Annotated in this window: 17 protein-coding genes and 3 pseudogenes; 8 read left to right on the top strand and 12 right to left on the bottom strand. The window is 39.3% G+C overall.

Translation table 11 applies throughout. The annotated features are described in order from the left end of the window. Both H8796_RS25150 and lysS read right to left on the bottom strand, forming a co-directional pair. Positions 1–996, bottom strand: coding sequence for an NAD(P)H-dependent glycerol-3-phosphate dehydrogenase (locus H8796_RS25150; protein ID WP_004299378.1), 996 nt, complete (start codon positions 994–996; stop codon positions 1–3). 26 nt (positions 997–1,022) lie between these two features. Then, on the bottom strand, positions 1,023–2,750 hold the full coding sequence (lysS, locus tag H8796_RS25145) for a lysine--tRNA ligase (RefSeq protein WP_004306657.1): 1,728 nt from the start codon (positions 2,748–2,750) through the stop codon (positions 1,023–1,025). Positions 2,751–2,855: 105 nt separating this feature from the next. Between lysS and H8796_RS25140 the strand changes: the two genes are divergently transcribed. Beyond that, positions 2,856–4,208: an MATE family efflux transporter gene (locus H8796_RS25140; protein WP_117934221.1), complete on the top strand. Its 1,353-nt coding sequence runs from the start codon at positions 2,856–2,858 to the stop codon at positions 4,206–4,208. On the opposite strand, the pseudogene H8796_RS25135 reads toward H8796_RS25140, so the two are convergent. From H8796_RS25135 to H8796_RS25125, 3 genes and pseudogenes are all read right to left on the bottom strand, one after another. Continuing rightward, a pseudogene (locus H8796_RS25135) lies at positions 4,198–4,287 on the bottom strand (AraC family transcriptional regulator); the annotation flags it as partial. The gene H8796_RS25140 and the pseudogene H8796_RS25135 sit on opposite strands and share 11 nt — an antisense overlap. A 73-nt stretch (positions 4,288–4,360) precedes the next feature. Beyond that, the gene (locus H8796_RS25130; RefSeq protein WP_004299385.1) at positions 4,361–4,606 is read right to left on the bottom strand and encodes a DUF4248 domain-containing protein; all 246 of its coding nucleotides are present in this window, start codon (positions 4,604–4,606) and stop codon (positions 4,361–4,363) included. Between the two features lie 139 nt (positions 4,607–4,745). Further along, on the bottom strand, positions 4,746–5,225 hold the full coding sequence (locus H8796_RS25125; RefSeq protein ID WP_004313515.1) for an HU family DNA-binding protein: 480 nt from the start codon (positions 5,223–5,225) through the stop codon (positions 4,746–4,748). 330 nt (positions 5,226–5,555) lie between these two features. Here H8796_RS25125 and H8796_RS25120 point away from each other — a divergent pair, with 330 nt between their 5' ends. The 3 genes from H8796_RS25120 to H8796_RS25110 are packed head-to-tail and all read left to right on the top strand — an operon-like array spanning position 5,556 to position 6,523. Next, on the top strand, positions 5,556–5,822 hold the full coding sequence (locus H8796_RS25120; protein WP_117934219.1) for a DUF3791 domain-containing protein: 267 nt from the start codon (positions 5,556–5,558) through the stop codon (positions 5,820–5,822). Next, the gene (locus H8796_RS25115) at positions 5,819–6,310 is read left to right on the top strand and encodes a DUF3990 domain-containing protein (protein ID WP_117934217.1); all 492 of its coding nucleotides are present in this window, start codon (positions 5,819–5,821) and stop codon (positions 6,308–6,310) included. Before H8796_RS25120 ends, H8796_RS25115 begins: the two co-directional genes overlap by 4 nt. A gap of 9 nt (positions 6,311–6,319) precedes the next feature. Then, a complete protein-coding gene (locus H8796_RS25110) occupies positions 6,320–6,523 on the top strand; it encodes a DUF3791 domain-containing protein (protein WP_004299389.1) in 204 nt (67 codons plus the stop codon). Between the two features lie 35 nt (positions 6,524–6,558). On the opposite strand, the gene H8796_RS25105 is transcribed toward H8796_RS25110, so the two are convergent. Next, positions 6,559–7,158 (bottom strand): DsbA family protein, encoded by a 600-nt coding sequence (locus H8796_RS25105; protein ID WP_117934215.1) that lies wholly within the window; start codon positions 7,156–7,158, stop codon positions 6,559–6,561. A gap of 286 nt (positions 7,159–7,444) precedes the next feature. Between H8796_RS25105 and H8796_RS25100 the strand changes: the two genes are divergently transcribed. The 3 genes and pseudogenes from H8796_RS25100 to H8796_RS25090 all read left to right on the top strand — a co-directional run. After that, a complete protein-coding gene (locus tag H8796_RS25100) occupies positions 7,445–7,597 on the top strand; it encodes a hypothetical protein (RefSeq protein ID WP_004326181.1) in 153 nt (50 codons plus the stop codon). After that, positions 7,594–8,043: a GNAT family N-acetyltransferase gene (locus H8796_RS25095; RefSeq protein WP_370449144.1), complete on the top strand. Its 450-nt coding sequence runs from the start codon at positions 7,594–7,596 to the stop codon at positions 8,041–8,043. The genes H8796_RS25100 and H8796_RS25095 overlap by 4 nt, the downstream gene beginning before the upstream one ends. A gap of 199 nt (positions 8,044–8,242) precedes the next feature. Further along, a pseudogene (locus tag H8796_RS25090) lies at positions 8,243–8,428 on the top strand (helix-turn-helix domain-containing protein); the annotation flags it as partial. 2 nt (positions 8,429–8,430) lie between these two features. Here the strand turns inward: H8796_RS25090 and H8796_RS25085 are convergent. Further along, a pseudogene (locus tag H8796_RS25085) lies at positions 8,431–8,642 on the bottom strand (LD-carboxypeptidase); the annotation flags it as partial. 340 nt (positions 8,643–8,982) lie between these two features. On the opposite strand from H8796_RS25085, the gene H8796_RS25080 reads away from it, so the two are divergent. Beyond that, positions 8,983–9,408 carry a DUF3836 domain-containing protein gene (locus H8796_RS25080; RefSeq protein WP_117934213.1) on the top strand — a complete coding sequence of 142 codons (426 nt, stop codon included), beginning with the start codon at positions 8,983–8,985 and terminating at the stop codon, positions 9,406–9,408. 179 nt (positions 9,409–9,587) lie between these two features. Here H8796_RS25080 and H8796_RS25075 read toward each other — a convergent pair whose 3' ends face one another. The 5 genes from H8796_RS25075 to H8796_RS25055 all read right to left on the bottom strand — a co-directional run bounded on the left by H8796_RS25075 (position 9,588) and on the right by H8796_RS25055 (position 15,609). Beyond that, positions 9,588–10,715 (bottom strand): SUMF1/EgtB/PvdO family nonheme iron enzyme, encoded by a 1,128-nt coding sequence (locus H8796_RS25075; RefSeq protein ID WP_117934211.1) that lies wholly within the window; start codon positions 10,713–10,715, stop codon positions 9,588–9,590. Positions 10,716–10,779: 64 nt separating this feature from the next. Further along, positions 10,780–12,219 (bottom strand): hypothetical protein, encoded by a 1,440-nt coding sequence (locus tag H8796_RS25070; protein WP_117934209.1) that lies wholly within the window; start codon positions 12,217–12,219, stop codon positions 10,780–10,782. 2 nt (positions 12,220–12,221) lie between these two features. Beyond that, positions 12,222–14,219: a PP2C family serine/threonine-protein phosphatase gene (locus H8796_RS25065; RefSeq protein ID WP_147340096.1), complete on the bottom strand. Its 1,998-nt coding sequence runs from the start codon at positions 14,217–14,219 to the stop codon at positions 12,222–12,224. Beyond that, on the bottom strand, positions 14,152–14,916 hold the full coding sequence (locus tag H8796_RS25060) for a VWA domain-containing protein (protein ID WP_117934205.1): 765 nt from the start codon (positions 14,914–14,916) through the stop codon (positions 14,152–14,154). Before H8796_RS25060 ends, H8796_RS25065 begins: the two co-directional genes overlap by 68 nt. A gap of 15 nt (positions 14,917–14,931) precedes the next feature. Further along, positions 14,932–15,609 carry a VWA domain-containing protein gene (locus tag H8796_RS25055; protein WP_117934204.1) on the bottom strand — a complete coding sequence of 226 codons (678 nt, stop codon included), beginning with the start codon at positions 15,607–15,609 and terminating at the stop codon, positions 14,932–14,934. Between the last annotated feature and the right edge of the window lie 841 nt (positions 15,610–16,450).

Here is a 16,450-nt window from a genome sequence, read left to right as displayed (position 1 = left end):
TTATCTAAAAGAGTCAGTCAGCAATTTAATCTCGATCATTGGTGAGATACGTTCGTACAGGATGTTGTACACAGCGTCCAGTATCGGCATATTGACATGATGATGCTTATTGATTTCTTTGATACATTTCGTACCATAGTAACCCTCTGCAATCATTTCCATTTCAATTTGCGCACTCTTCACGGAATACCCTTTACCTATCATCGTTCCGAAAGTACGGTTACGACTAAAGTTGGAGTAACCGGTCACCAATAAATCCCCCAGATAAACAGATTCATCCACGTTTCTGTTCAACGGATGCACCGTGTTCAGGAAACGATTCATCTCCTGAATGGCGTTAGAGATCAATACAGCCTGGAAGTTGTCTCCATATTTCAGCCCGCTACAGATACCGGCAGCAATGGCATACACGTTTTTGAGTACCGAACTGTATTCGATACCCGCCACGTCATCACTGACAGATGTTTTGATAAAGCTGCTTCCCAGACGGCGTGCGAAGATACGTGCTTTGTCTTTGTCAGGGCAGGCGATAGTCAGGTAGGAGAGTCGCTCCAAAGCTACTTCTTCTGCGTGGCAGGGACCTGCAAGGACTGCTATGTTTTCTGGTGGCACACCATATTCTTTAGTGAAGTATTCCGATACAATAACGTTGTCATCGGGTACGATTCCTTTGATAGCGGTGATGATAAACTTATCTTTTATCTTGGTTTTCAACTTTTTCAGATGCGCCTTCAGATAAGGAGAGGGAGTGACGAAGATCAGTGTATCCGATTCTTTCACAACATCGTTGATGTTGGAACTGAAAGTGATGCGTCTCGTATCAAATTTCACTCCTGTCAGATAAGCCGGATTGTGCCCTAATCGTTTAAAATCGGCAATGCGGTCGTCTCGCCGCATGTACCAATTGATAGAGTCTTCCTGGGCCAGACACATCTTTGCGATGGCTGTAGCCCAACTTCCTCCGCCCATTATCGCTATCTTGCCGGGTAATTTCATTTGTATGGATTTGGATGAAGAACTTATTAAATTTTCTGTATCCACTCAGTTACGTCGTTTACCGACGGATTGGTCAGTTCTAATTTATATTTCTTGTTAATGCCGCAGATGTCCTGGTGCAGTTTCTGCGGATTGACATCTTTCATGTCGGCAACTGTGTTGTAACCGGCTTTTTGAATCACCGGAACCCAGTCTTCTGCAATTCCCAATTCCATGTATTTGGCAGCAGCGTCTTTTTTCACTACTTTTTCCGGGCGCATTTGCGGGAAGAACAATACTTCCTGAATGGTAGTCTGTCCGGTCATTAACATCACCAGACGGTCGATACCGATACCGATACCCGATGTAGGAGGCATACCATATTGTAAAGCGCGCAGGAAGTCCTGATCGATAATCATCGCTTCGTCGTCTCCCTTGTCGGCCAAACGCATTTGTTCTTTGAAACGTTCTTCCTGATCCAGCGGATCGTTCAATTCCGAGTAGGCATTAGCCAGCTCTTTACCGTTCACCATCAGTTCGAAACGTTCGGTCAGTCCCGGTTTAGAGCGGTGCATCTTGGTCAGCGGAGACATTTCAACCGGATAATCGGTGATGAAAGTCGGCTGGATATATGTACCTTCGCAGAATTCTCCGAAGATTTCATCAATCAGCTTGCCTTTACCCATCGTCTCGTCGATTTCTTCCATCTTCAGTTCCTTGCAGACTTGGCGGATTTCCTCTTCGCTCTTGCCGTTCAGGTCATATCCTGTCTTCTCTTTGATAGCGTCCAGAATAGGCAGACGGCGGTAAGGAGCTTTGAAGTTGATGGTTTTTCCGTCAACCACTGTTTCTGTGCTACCGTTTACTGCGATACAAATACGTTCCAACAACTTTTCGGTGAAATTCATCATCCAGTTGTAATCCTTATATTGTACGTAGAGTTCCATACAAGTGAACTCCGGGTTATGGGTTTTGTCCATACCCTCGTTACGGAAGTTCTTACCTATTTCATATACACCTTCAAAACCACCTACGATCAGTCGCTTCAGATAAAGTTCTGTTGCGATACGCAGGTAAAGATCCATGTCCAGTGAGTTGTGGTGAGTGATGAACGGGCGTGCGCTTGCTCCACCGGCAATAGATTGCAGGATGGGAGTTTCCACTTCCGTGTAACCGGCTTCGTCCAAAGCATTGCGCAATGTTTTCACAACAGTGGCACGTTTCAGGAATGTTTCTTTGATACCGTCGTTCACTACCAGGTCTACATAGCGTTGGCGATAACGGAGTTCGGGATCTTCAAAAGAGTCATAAGCTACCCCGTCTTTGTATTTAACGATAGGCAACGGTTTGATAGACTTTGCAAGTACAGTCAGTTTCTTAGCATGGATACTGATTTCACCCATTTGTGTGCGGAACACGAAACCTTCAATACCGATAAAGTCACCTAAGTCGAGCAGGCGTTTGAATACAGAGTTGTACAGTTCCTTGTCTTCTCCCGGGCAGATATCATCGCGGGTGATGTACACCTGGATGCGACCTTTAGAGTCTTGCAATTCAACGAAAGATGCTTTACCCATCACGCGGCGGCTCATGATACGGCCGGCTACGGAAACTTGGCGTGGCTCCTCGTCGTCTTTAAATTCAGCTTTAATATCTGTAGAGAAAGCATTGGTTACATACTCTGCTGCAGGGTACGGATCAATACCCATCGCACGAAGCTCATTCAGGCTGTTGCGTCGAATGATTTCCTGTTCACTTAGTTCTAATATATTCATTTCGTTACGTATTAACTCAATTTTGGAGGCAAAAATACGAAACTTTTCTCATATATCCTGTAATCCACCTCTTTTTTGTATCTTTGCCGCCTCAAACTAATAGGTATGACAGGACAAAAGACACCCACTGCGTTGGGTACGGAAAAGATTGGGAAGCTTTTAATGCAGTATGCCATTCCGGCAATTATCGCCATGACGGCGTCTTCTCTTTATAATATGGTAGATAGTATTTTCATCGGTCACGGGGTGGGTGCGATGGCTATTTCCGGGTTGGCACTGACTTTCCCGCTAATGAATCTTGCCGCGGCTTTCGGCTCGCTGGTCGGTGTCGGTGCGGCTACATTGATTTCGGTGAAGCTGGGACAGAAAGATTATGATACCGCACAGCGGGTTTTGGGAAATGTGTTTGTATTAAATCTTATTATAGGTATCTCTTTTACGGTAATCGTTCTTCCTTTTCTCGATCCGATACTTTACTTTTTCGGGGGAAGCGATGAAACGGTGAAATATGCCCGTGAATTTATGCAGGTTATCTTGCTCGGAAATGTGGTTACCCATTTATATTTGGGGCTGAATGCAGTGCTCCGTGCTTCGGGCCATCCGCAGAAAGCGATGATGGCAACAATAACGACAGTGATAATTAATGTATTGCTTGCTCCATTGTTTATTTTTGTATTCGACTGGGGAATCCGTGGGGCGGCTACGGCTACGGTTTGTGCACAGTTGATCGCATTGGTCTGGCAGCTTCATTTGTTTTGCCGCAAAGATGAACTGATACGGTTGAAAAAGGGTATTTTCCGTTTGAAACGGAAAATCGTATTGGATTCATTGGCTATCGGTATGTCTCCCTTCCTGATGAATATGGCTTCTTGCTTTATTGTGATTCTGATTAATCAGGGATTAAAAGAGCATGGAGGTGATTTGGCGATCGGTGCATTCGGTATTGTTAATCGTATTGTTTTTGTCTTTATTATGATTGTGTTGGGATTGAACCAGGGAATGCAACCTATTGCGGGATATAATTTTGGTGCGAAGCTCTATCCTCGTGTGACGAAAGTACTGAAAGCAACCATTTGCTGTGCTACTGTAGTGACGACGATTGGTTTCCTGATAGGTATGTTCATTCCGGAAATCGTATCTTCCATCTTTACTTCGGACGAAGAATTAATCAGCATTGCTTCTAAAGGTTTTCGTATTGTGGTATTTTTCTACCCGATTGTTGGGTTTCAGATGGTAGCTTCCAACTTCTTTCAGAGTATCGGAATGGCAAGTAAAGCCATTTTCTTGTCGCTGACGCGGCAGATGTTATTTCTGGTTCCCTGCCTGTTGATTCTACCTCACTATTATGGACAAATGGGCGTTTGGGCCAGTATGCCTGTGGCAGATTTGGCGGCTAGTCTTATATCCGGAGGAATGTTGTGGTGGCAGTTCCGACAATTTAAGAAAGTTACTGTTTGATAAGTTTGTTCCGATGTTCTTTAGGAGATATACCGACATACTGCTTGAAATATTTCCCGAAGAATGATTGTGTAGTGAAATAGTATGTGGATTATATGGCTTATTTGAAAGCAGCGGGACAACTGCAAATAATACCAGTATTCTGGACATCCTTATGGAATGTCCAGAATACTGGTTATGATTTGTACCTGTCGGGGAGTGAACGTTCGTGTACGCGGATGATAACCTGTGGCAGTCAATAACCGGAGCAGTTCTTTATTTATTTTAATCCATTTGGTGAATATGCGTATGGCGCAACGGGGTGTAATGTTCGGATTGTACATACAAGCCAATTCTTTTTTCTTATAAGTTTTAATGCGAAACGGAATTTCTTCCTCTTCTGATGGCAATTCTTTCATGTTGATATAATGTTTTAAGATGTTGTAAAGATACAAAATAAAAAAGGCGTTGTCAAGTCTTTTACAGGAATACTTTGGGAAACAGTATCCGCCCGTAGGCGGGTACTGTTTTCCTGCTCTTAAAGGCTGATAATTAATCTTATGCTGCCGGGTCCGGTGCTTCTCCTTTGCCGTCATCCGGGTTTGGATTCGGGTTGGGGTCCGGTTGTTCCGGGCTGATGGAACCATCATCGGAAGCCACCGCTTTTTGAACACTGACTTTGCTTAGCATCTCTTTGAATTTGTAGCCCGGAGTGAAAATGATTTTTACTCTGCGTATCGTATCACTATCTACCTCTTTTTCAGTATCCTGACTTTCGCAATTCATACCTGGACGGAAACATCCGAAATCTCCTAACTGAACAGAGATACCTTTTCTAAGGTTGAGATTTAATGTATCGATCAAAGCATCGAGTACAAATTTTACCGCTCCACTGGGAACCATTCCGACTTTGGTGATTTCCTCGCACAAATCTCTGAAATCCACCGTGTTGGTGATTACATTTTGTGCTACATACTTTTCAGCTTTAGTTTTATCAAAGCCGAACGTTCTTTTTTTAATGACGTATCTAAGTGCCATAGTTTTTTGTTTTTTTAATTGGTTACTTTACTTATCAATTCTCTTTGTGATCACGATGCAAAGATACTATGGGTACTTTCCGGAGAGGTGCTTTAACGGTCCTAGATGTACGTACTTTGATTCACTTTTATTTATTTTGTTTGTATATTATTGATTTATAGATTTTTAGATCTTCTGCTTTAATAGCTGTTTCCAAATAGGGAGTATTTCAATCAGTTTCACGATACTCAAACGCTCTTGATAATCATAAATTATGCTGAAAAACGATGAATGTTGCAAGAATAAACACTATATTTGTACATATTACACCAAGATAATAGAGATATAGCTATGTTACATTCAAACCAATCAGCCCCTGTTATTGATGGCAAAGTGATGGAGTTTGTGATTTTTGCCATTGAGAGTGCCGCCCGGAAGTTGGGTGTTCCGGCTCCTGCTCTCTATAACCGTTTGGAAAAGCTGAACCTTATCCGTCAATACCTGATAAGTGGATATGACATGCTCCACACCCAGAGTCGTGAGTACATAGCCGATACGTTGATAGAAGCTCTTGAAAATTGGGAAGCTCATTATAAAGAGAAAGGAGAACCTGTATGAAAGTCTATCATGGTAGCACGCAGGCCGTAGAATATCCTTTGGTCGGTGTCGGACGTGAAAACCTCGACTTTGGTAAAGGATTCTATGTGACAGATATCTATGCCCAAGCTGAACGTTGGGGAGCTGTCATGGCACTACGCCATCCCGGCAGCACATCTGTAGTAAACATATATGAGCTTGACCTTGAAAAGATAACTTCATCCGGATACAAATGGCTTCGCTTTGACGGGTATGACAATGACTGGTTGGAATTTATTGTCAGTAGTCGTTTAGGAAAACAGCCATGGTTGGAGTACGACATTGTAGAAGGCGGTATTGCTAATGATCGGGTTTTCGACACAATAGAAAATTTCATGGAAAACCAGATTACTAAAGAAGTCGCTTTAGGACGTTTGCGTTTTGAGCAGCCCAACAATCAGTTATGCATTCTCAATCAACGTCTTATTGACGAGTGTCTCTCTTTCAAAGAATATATAACAATAAAATAACTTACGCTTATGATAGATGTATTAGTATGGAATAAATACACTCGTGTAGTGATGCAATTAGCGGAGCGTTTGAATATTTCCCCCGAAAAAGCATTACACTTGTTTTATAACAGTAAGGTATATGCATTGCTTCTTAATAAACAATATCCGCTTATAACGTTGAGTGATGCTTACATCACTGATGAAATCATACTTGAGTTACAACAACAATAATCTTGTTGTAACTCTTAATTCTCTGTTCCAAGAGTTTATACCTTTATATATACAGTCAACTTTCCAATCCCTTCTTTCTGTATTATTCCGTCAGTGATAAAGGAATTTAATTCCTCAATAGCCACTTTTTTATTTCGTCCTGTCAGATGGCTATAATCTGTTCGGCTGATAAATAGGTGATTTTCCAGATATGTGTTGAGGCGGGCGCGACACGTTTCTCGGGAGATACTATTTTTCTTAGGGCGTGTGATAGATTCTCCTCGTTGCAGCCTCATTTTGTCGCCTACTTCTTTCTTGAATGGACGACTTGCGCGGAAATTAATATTTTTCATTTGGACAGACGCTGACCGAATTTCTTTTTTATCTTTAATCGGCGGACATTGCAGCGAGGTAGAGAAGAATCCGAAGTTCCCTATTTCTACATTCCAGCCGTCGGCTAGTAAATCCCGTGCTTCATTGGCAAAGGCTTCCATGGCTCCTGCCAATAAACTTCTGCTGATACCGGTAAACTTGTGGACACGATCCAGAAACTCTTCTTTACCTACGGTTCCTTTGGAGACAATACGGGCGTGTAGCGGTTGTTTCTCTTCTTTGTTTGGACTAGGAGTCTCAAATAGGTCATATATTGCACTCATATACTAATGTTTAATGATTTTATAGTTACTATTAATTCGTTCTACAACTGTTGACTTTTAGTTCTACAGTTGTTTCCCTTTAGTTCCACATTTGTTATTGTTTCGTTCCATATTTGTGGAACGAATTGATATGTGCTACAAAAGTAGCTACTTTATGCAAGAGAGAGGTGCTTTAATTGTAGAGTAGTTTTTTATATGAATAAGATAACTTCGTAATAACTTGTACTTCCTGATTTATTCAATTACTTTTGTAGCGTATAAACCAAAAGAAAGGAGTTGTATAAGTATGGCAAGGCCAATTAAGGAAACTCCGATACTTTTCGGAGAAGATGCTCGGCGATTTGAAGAACGGATGAAAGAGAAGCGTAGTGAAACGCCGGAGCAGCGGGAAAAAAGGTTGAAAGACTATGAACTGGCAATGAAAATCTTTAAAAAATAAAAAATGAATCTTTTTTTTATCGGGAAGCTTTGTTAGCTGTAAGTTATGTACTTGAAAATAAAATGGGACAACAAACAGTCGCATATTTTAGCCTTGCTAATGATCGTATTTCTTTGTCTGATTTTGAGAATAAAACAGAATTTAATCGTTTTCGAAAGCATCGGTTTGTGAATGAGAAACGTTTAAAAAGTTATCCTGCCGCTAAAATTTGTCGTTTAGGAGTCGATTTATCTGTGAAAGGTCAATCAATAGGCTCATTCCTGTTGAATTTTATCAAAAGTTACTTTGTTATTGAAAATAAAACGGGTTGTCGCTTTTTAACTGTAGATGCGTATGCGGCAGCTGTTCCTTTTTATGAGAAAAATGGATTTATTCCTTTGAATAATGAAGATGTGGATTCTGCTACACGTTTGCTTTATTTTGACTTGAATGATATTGTGAAATAGATTAGAGCAGCTTTATCAAATATTTTGTTTTGTATACAAAACAAAATGGTGTACCTTTTATTCTATATATGAAACGAAAAACCTTTTATTGAAGTCTGCCTTTTTGTATACATACGCCTGATCCAATCTTTTTCTTATCAACCAATCATATAATAAATAATAAATCTTATCTTTGTATATTATATGATAGATTACGATTATGACAAAGAGTACGATGGGAACTAAACTTCCCCGCAAGTTGATTTCGAAAATGCAGATTGTGGGCGAACAAATAAAATTGGCTCGTTTGAGACGAAATTTGAGTATTGCACAGGTAGCAGAACGCGCTACTTGTTCGGAACTTACGGTTTCACGAGTGGAAAAGGGGTTGCCTACTGTTTCTATCTTCTAAAAAACGAACTTTAATTCCACCTCCTTTTCCCGACGATAAATTCCACTTTCGCTCCATTAATGAGCGGCAGGTTATGAGTCACGTGCTCTGCCGGAAAATTGAAGCAGACCGGATAGTCATACTCTTTCACCAGATCAGCCAGCGCAGCATATAAATCTTTGCCTGGCGAACCATCTTCTTCATATTTGGTGAATTGATTCTTGACTATCTTCATATTGTTTTGTTACTTGAGTGATTCTTCTGCAAAAATACACGAAAAAAATGATGCCGGATATGTTTCCTCATTAAAACTGGATTGCATAAACTTTAAAACGACTCAAATCAATGGTCGTTGGACTGATTTATACATAGAAAAAGTAACAATCGGGCTGTTATTGTCCGCTTCTGTGCGGACAGTTGTCCGATAATGAACATCGTGTAAATTTGAATATCTGTTGATTATCAGAGATTTATTGTTTTGGCACGCCGATTGACTATATATAAGCGAAAGCGGTTGCGAAACAACAACCACTATAAACGAAGAATAATAACAATAAAAAATAACGATTATGAAAACAAATTTATTCTCAAAAGCAGTTGTGATGGTAGCCGTAGTAATGGCAAGTGTAATGAACTTCTCTGCAAGTGCAATGAACCCTACAGAATTTGTAACCAATAATGAAATGACTGGTGAAGTAATAACCGCTAAGAATATTTATCGTAATGAAGACGGTCACTTGTATCGCCACCTTCGCTATACTTATACTTACGATAACGAAAATCGTGTGATAAGCAAAGAAGCCGCCAAGTGGGATAGTGTAAAGGAAGTTTGGACTCCTTACTTCAGAATGAATGTGGAATACAGTGCCAATGAAGTGACTGTGGACTATGCTCGTTGGGATGATAGAAGCAAGACTTATAACAGTAATGTAGAAAAGGCGGTTTATGCGCTGAATGACAACAATGCAACTCTGTTGCTGGCAAGCACAAAATAAAACAGGATATAGGATAACAGATAAATTGTAAAAGTCGGTTATTGGGAAGCTCATTCAATGACCGGCTTTTATTATTGTTTCTTATAATGTACGCATAAAGAATAGAAGTATTAAAACAAAGAGTCGTATTTACTATTTTGATTCCGTGGGAACATTAGTATCAAGTAACGTTTGCGGTGTTAGCTTCCATAACTCAATGTTAATCGTAGTCCGAGATTGGCACTCTTTATTGAGGGATTAGCTCTATTCCGGATGTATATACGACACTTTACTTCACTTTCGTACCAACTACCACCACGGATTACACGAAATTCACCACTCTTTGCTCCATGAGGATCAATACGTGGTGTATCTGAGTAGTTTCCGTAAAGGTCAAAACACCATTCGTTTACATTGCCACTCATGTCATAAATACCCAATTCATTCGGGACTTTCAGTTTAACGGGATGTGTACACTGTTGGCTGTTGCCATTATACCAAGCAACATTCCAAACCTCTGAACTTCCTGCATAGTTATCGCCTTGAAAATGATTGCCTCCACGGGCTGCAAATTCCCATTCGGCTTCTGTAGGCAACCGGAAGTGACATTTTGTTATTTTGTTTAATTTGGCAATGAACAGTTGGCAATCATTCCAACTAACTTGTTCAACGGGCAGGTCGTGTTTTTTGAAAGTCGATGGGTTATTGCCCATGACTGTTTGCCACAAGGCCTGGGTCACTTCCGTTTCACCTATATAGTAATTTTTTAATAATCTAACTTCATGAGCCGGGTAACCATTATTTTTTTCTTTCGATCCCATAATGAACTTTCCGGCGTTTACTGGCATCATGTTAAAGCTAATCCCATTGACAGAGAAAGTAACAGGTTTACCCTCAATAAAAGGTGGTCGTGATGGCGTTGGTGTAGTTGTAGTTGAATGGGGAATAATATCTTTTAATTCTTGTATGAGAGAATTGATAGGATATTCTTTCATGCATCTCTTATTGAGATCACTCAAAAGAAATTCTAATCCTTTAGGTAAATTTGTGTCATCTATTAGATATGGCAATATTAGTTTGTTTTTGTCAAATGCGTATTTTATTTCTTTCCTAGTATATCTTGACTTATAAGCGTGAGAACTTCCCAGCAGAAGAAATACACGACTTTCAATGATACTATTTGCTAATGTTTCCATAAAGGCGTCACCTGTATGGATACTTACATCGCGAAAGCATTTGAATCCAGCCTTTTGCAAGATTTCTTGTATTTTTGCTGCTAGCTGACTGTCTATTCTGGAGTAGCTTATGAAAATATCGTATTGATTCATATTATTTAAAAATAAGTAAAATATTGATGAGTAATGTCGCTAATGACACTACTCATCAAGTATATTAGGAGGACATACTACCAATTATCAGCCCCAATATGAAAGAGACACCGAGTACCCACCATATTGCAACAGCCCATTTATGTTGTGTTTCCTTGAACGAATTCCAGCTATCCCATTTTTTTGCATTCCATGCTTGTCTTGTGCCTTTGGTACCTAGATAAATTGCACCAATAAGGGCTCCAATTTGTCCGACATATGGAATCCAACCAATGGCGATGAGTAATAAAGGCCAATATACCCCATTGAAAAGCCCCCATATCCAGTTGAAGAAAAACGCACCCCAGTTCCAACTGTCGAGCTCGCTCTCTGTTGGATGAGTAGGAACCGACGATGGCCATGGCGTCGGTTGGGGAATCGGTGTCACAGCAGGTTTGGGAGTAGGTATTGGCGTTGGCTTCGGCACTGGTGTCGGCTTTGATGCTGGTTGTGGTGTCTGGATTGACATGGGTTGTGGCGTTGGAATATTGTTTGCGTTAACTACTAAACCGTATATACATTTTCCCCACTCTTCTGCATTTGGACGTTGGCTTGCATTGTCAGAAAATGCACGGAGAAATAATGATTGTACAGTTTTCGGTAGTATTTTAAACTTATTATGGAGATCTGGATACCCTTCTATTTTATATTGATTAGGTCCAAAAGGGAACAGGTTAGATGAAATACTTTGGAATATCTCATTGCTATCCGCATCTTGTTGAACTCTTGGAGTAACTACATACGGGTGTAGTCCGAACAATATTTGATAGAAAACGATACCTATGGCAAAATTATCCCAAGATTTATTCAGGGGAACAGTCGCTGCTTTTCCAATACCTTTAGTATAATATTCGGGTGGCATATAATTGGGGGTAGCAGCAGTTCCCGGAAATAACAATTTTGAACCTTCACAGATCTGAACAGAGTCCATGTCTACAATAGTTACGTGGCCGTCATGAGTGATCAATATATTCTCCGGTTTGAAGTCTTTTAGGACATATTTACCTGTAGAATGCAAAATATGTATCGGTATTGCAATATTACATATCAACTTCAGGCGAGAGATAAGCGCACTTTTCCCATTAGTTCTATCATATCTGTTATGCCATGGCGTCCCAAGTTTCTTATTGAGTTTTGGTGCTGTCAAGGTTATCAACTGCTTGCTGTCTGGAAAGGCTAGAGGCATGATGAAACCAAGAAAATTCCCTCCGGCATCTGTCACATAATCAAGAGGCCATCCTATCATAAAACCGTCCCCTATGACTTTAGCAGGAGGGGTCGCTACCATATATTTTATCTTGTTTTCTTGTTGTTGGGTACGCTTTTTTTGATAGTATATCTTGGCGCATACATTTTTGAATCGGGATGGCCCAAACAAGATATGCCGAACTTCTCCTTCTCCACCTGAAGAAAAAGCATCATCTGCTAGAACTATTTTTTCATGCTTTGATGTGTATACTTCCATAGTTATAACTTATAAAGTACTGCAAGTATCATCGTCTTATCATCAGTTTCCTTGATAAACGACTTGTTACCTTCCTTGATAAAATCATGCCACTTTGTCTTTCTCTTTTCCAACGAGACTTTTTTAGAACGGAATGACCGAAAAGTGGCGAGTATTGGGTCGAAAAAGTTAGCAAAAGGCAAATTGGGATCATAATACTTTTCTGTGGATTCATCATATTGATTGAATTTCCACGAAGTGTTTTCGCAGCCATCACTCATGAGAGTGAATGCCTGCACTTTTTCTTTAATTATTCGGGCTTCTGGTACCATGACACCAGACATTTCATAAAATGGAATATTCCAGAATTCGGATGATAAAAAGATGGTTTGATTGGCTTCTTCTCCTTTATGCGGAGTAATCATAGAATGCCATTCGCCATCCATATCTTTATATCCGGCACGGCCGTCACCAACATGCGTTACCAACAATCCTGTCGGAGAATGAATAACCACTATGACCGTTGCGCTTAAAGATTTAAAGTCACACTCTTTTGTTTTTGCAAAACTTTCAAGTTCATCATGTACTAATTTGAGAACTTGGTATGAAAGTTTGGTCCAACGAACTTCTGTTGGCAATTTGTCTTTTTTAATCCATTCTTCCTTTTTTATGAGATTTTTGAAATGGATCATTGCTCTATTTACAACAATTCCAGAACCAACGTGAGAGTTCTTGGCTGAACCGGCACCGTCTGAAGTGATCGCTATTCCCCAACCATTACCTAGATATTCGTATTTATTGTTGTCTTGACAAGGGGTGTTAGTAGCTATATGACCATTGCCTTGAACGGATGCGCCTACAATAATCCACTCGTCAGCATCTTCTGCAAAAGCATTTATTTGGGATTGAGAAGGACTAGGTGCGGGAGGATCTACTTTATCAATAGGGGGGATTGGTACTACAGGGGGGACTGGATCTTCATGTGGAGTCAAAGCGTCTGAATCGGAAGAGGCATCAGTTGCCGGTGTAATCTTTGAAGATTCTATATCAGTTTCGTTTGTAGTTGGTACAGAGGGCTCTTTTTCTAAATTACAGTTATCATTTTTATTATTATCTGTATCTTCAGGGTCATTGTTTAAATCTATTTTTGATTCAGTATTCTCTTTGGGTTGTTCAATCATAATATTTGTTTTAGCCATTTTTTTATACTTTAGATACTTTTTTGTTAGCACAATAAGCACTATCAATGCCAATATATAGATAAGGTATTTTATGTGAGAAATATCAAATTGAATGGTGATATTATTTGCTGGATTATCAGGGTCATTGTTTGTTGTCTGTGAGCCTTTTGGGACAGGATTCGCGTTGTTTTGTCCCTCCTTTATTGTCTCTTTGCTCTCTGTAGATTTATTCTCGTCTTGGGAAATGCCATCTGTCTCTATCAATTTAACAAAATGTCCATTGTTGTATTTGTCAAGATAATTTTTGTAATTATTACCTTTATCACTGTTGAAAAGAGTGCATTCTTCAGTAAGGCTGGAAATTTTCGCGATATATTTGCCAAATGCGTCAATAATAGCGTCTCGTTTATCAGCATAGTTCTCAAGCAATTTCAATTCATAATTTTTTCGAATATCGCAAATCTTTTTGTTGTATTCATCAATATTTGTTCCATTAAGAGGCTTATTGGAAAAGTTCACAATCATATAAAATTGTGTCCATTCTTTTTGCTTATTCAATGCCTCCTTGAAGTCGTTGATGCTGTTGTTATTTATTAATTTGATAGTTTCTTTATCTTTAAATCCTACTATTTTGCAAGCTTCTTTTGTTATATCACTCCTTATAGCCCCATATTGGTCTATCAAAGTTTCAGCATTCAGTTGAGCCTGAAGATGCGATATGCAAGTAAGACATAAACATAAGATGGTAATTGTTCGCCTCATATTATTTTTATTAGATTGTGTATGAATCCATCCAATCGGAAGCACCGTTGGAAATATTAATTTTTTGTCCTGTTCCACCTGATATTATTACTTCCATACTTCCACTTAACCATTTGAAGAAAGAACTAAATTTGGTTCCTTTCAATTTCATAGCAGGAATTTGTCCTTGAATACTTTGGAGTACGGACATATTTGCATTATCTACTCCTATTGGCAGAAATGCATAGCGTTTATGGGCCGTATCTTCCTTGATTCGTTCCGCTAAAGTGGCAATGTCTTGGCATTCATCCGGCTCACCGTCGGTTATGAGCACTATCCATGGACGGTAATATGCCTGATTCGTACTTTTATACCATTTTTTACGGGCATCTACTAGTTCTATTGCTTCATATACTGCATCCACAAGTGCTGTGTCTCCATTGGCCTCAAGGATTGGTATTTCGCAGTTGGATATTAAGGATGGTTCTTGTACTATGGTTACATTATCATTGAATGTGATTACCGAAAGTTCTAAACGCTGGCTCATGGTATCGTCAGATTCAATGTTATCATAGAACTGTTTTAGACTTTTATTAAGGTTATCAAGTTTTGAAGTGCCTCCGTTTACGACATTGTAGGTTTTGCCATCAACGAAAATGGTTTGACCTGTTTGGGTTGTTTCAGAGGTGTTTTCAATTATTTCATTCATTGAACCTGAAATATCAAGAACGAGGATACAAAAGCACTTTGGTTCGTAGTTTTCAGCTACTTCCGTTGAGAAATCATTGTTTGCCATAGTTGTTGAATATTGTTAGATTGTAAAAGCGGCCATCCAGTCATCTGCTCCAGCTGACAAATCTACTTGTTGTCCTTCTTCTGCAGTTACGACAGTTCCCATACTTGCACTTAACCATTTAAAGAAAGAGCTGAATTTTGTTCCTTGCAGTTTCATTGGTGGGATATTCCCCTGAATCTTGTCCAGTACTTTCATGTTTGCGCCCTCTACTCCGATAGGTAAAAAAGCATAGCGTTTGTTAACCGTGTCCAGCTTGATGCGCTGTGCGAGAGCATCAACATCTTGATCTCTATCAGGCTCTCCGTCTGTCATTAGTATGATCCAAGGTCTGTAGTAAGCCTGATTGGTTGATTTGTACCATTGTTTACGAGATGCAACTTTGTCAATAGCTTCATTTACGGCATTAACCATCGCTGTCGAACCACTTGCAATGAGAGTAGGCATGGTGAAATTCTCAACTAATGCGGGCTCTTGTAAAGTCTGGACAACATGGCTGAATGTGATAAGAGAGACCTCAAGACGCTGACTTGTAGTATCATCAGAAGAGATTTCATTGTAAAAATCTTGAAGACCTTTATTTAATTCTTCAATGGGTTTGCCTGACATGGAGCCAGATACATCTAAAACTAAAATACATAAACATTTTTGTTCAAAGTTCTCTGCAGCTTCTGCTGAAAAATCATTTTTTGCCATTTTCTTTATTTTTTTAATAAGTTTGCATTCTATTTTTTATCCTTCCCGCATTGAGATAGCCTGTGAGTTGATTGACATGAGTAACTATCCATGAATGATTGGAATCTGCTATGAGAATGAATTTTCGTCAACACCTGTCTTATCTGCCGTGAACTCTGATGTTCTACTCCAATAATATAGTGTGAATATCGAAGTGGAGCAGTACCTACCTGTCCGAATGGAATCCGGTCGATAATATCGTTAATGATTAACGTCATTATATGATAAAGCTTGTGGGGATCAAGAACTAGAGAAGCATTTTTGAAAAAAATACACATCTGTAGATGGCTTTGTTTGGTTACCTTTAAATAATTACCGATATATCGTATGGCGTAGTATTTCTTTATTGTGTTTTTGGGTATAAACATTTCAAATATATTCTGTCCAGTAGTACTCTTTAGAACAATGAAGGATTCCTTGATAAATGCGTGTTCGTATTTACAAAGATGTATTTTGTGTGCTAACTTTTTACTGTTTTCCATAATCAAAATAGATATATGTCTTCAAGGTGTTTTGTTTTGAAATACAAGACTACGAAAATAAACTGTAAAATCAAACAAAATTATCGAAAATCTGCGCAAATAAATAAGAATAGGTGAAAATGTATTTTGTGTAAGAGAAGAAACAGAGGACTGAATCATACAAAGAATGGTGAGAATTATTTCATACAAATGAATGGCTTTCTAATCTAATGTTAGGATAAGTAAGAGGCAGTCACTATCAGGTTACAGATAAATCGTTTTTTGTATCCATGATTATGTGATTGATAGTCTGTCGGAAAATGGAGATATGTAGCAGAACT

It is taken from the genome of Bacteroides sp. M10 (assembly GCF_014334015.1).
Taxonomy (GTDB): Bacteria; Bacteroidota; Bacteroidia; order Bacteroidales; family Bacteroidaceae; genus Bacteroides; species Bacteroides intestinigallinarum.
Note: the sequence above shows the minus strand (reverse complement) of the source record. Positions and strands in the feature narration are given on the sequence as shown.

Coding starts and splice junctions, on each gene's coding strand:
- H8796_RS25115 (WP_117934217.1), top strand. CDS start 5,819: ATGAAAGTCTATCATGGTAGCACGCAGGCCGTAGAATATCCTTTGGTC.
- H8796_RS25080 (WP_117934213.1), top strand. CDS start 8,983: ATGAAAACAAATTTATTCTCAAAAGCAGTTGTGATGGTAGCCGTAGTA.
- H8796_RS25055 (WP_117934204.1), bottom strand. CDS start 15,609: ATGGCAAAAAATGATTTTTCAGCAGAAGCTGCAGAGAACTTTGAACAA.
- H8796_RS25070 (WP_117934209.1), bottom strand. CDS start 12,219: ATGGAAGTATACACATCAAAGCATGAAAAAATAGTTCTAGCAGATGAT.
- H8796_RS25075 (WP_117934211.1), bottom strand. CDS start 10,715: ATGAATCAATACGATATTTTCATAAGCTACTCCAGAATAGACAGTCAG.
- H8796_RS25105 (WP_117934215.1), bottom strand. CDS start 7,158: ATGAGTGCAATATATGACCTATTTGAGACTCCTAGTCCAAACAAAGAA.
- H8796_RS25110 (WP_004299389.1), top strand. CDS start 6,320: ATGATAGATGTATTAGTATGGAATAAATACACTCGTGTAGTGATGCAA.
- H8796_RS25140 (WP_117934221.1), top strand. CDS start 2,856: ATGACAGGACAAAAGACACCCACTGCGTTGGGTACGGAAAAGATTGGG.
- lysS (WP_004306657.1), bottom strand. CDS start 2,750: ATGAATATATTAGAACTAAGTGAACAGGAAATCATTCGACGCAACAGC.
- H8796_RS25150 (WP_004299378.1), bottom strand. CDS start 996: ATGAAATTACCCGGCAAGATAGCGATAATGGGCGGAGGAAGTTGGGCT.
- H8796_RS25100 (WP_004326181.1), top strand. CDS start 7,445: ATGGCAAGGCCAATTAAGGAAACTCCGATACTTTTCGGAGAAGATGCT.
- H8796_RS25060 (WP_117934205.1), bottom strand. CDS start 14,916: ATGGCAAACAATGATTTCTCAACGGAAGTAGCTGAAAACTACGAACCA.
- H8796_RS25130 (WP_004299385.1), bottom strand. CDS start 4,606: ATGAAAGAATTGCCATCAGAAGAGGAAGAAATTCCGTTTCGCATTAAA.
- H8796_RS25120 (WP_117934219.1), top strand. CDS start 5,556: ATGTTACATTCAAACCAATCAGCCCCTGTTATTGATGGCAAAGTGATG.
- H8796_RS25125 (WP_004313515.1), bottom strand. CDS start 5,225: ATGGCACTTAGATACGTCATTAAAAAAAGAACGTTCGGCTTTGATAAA.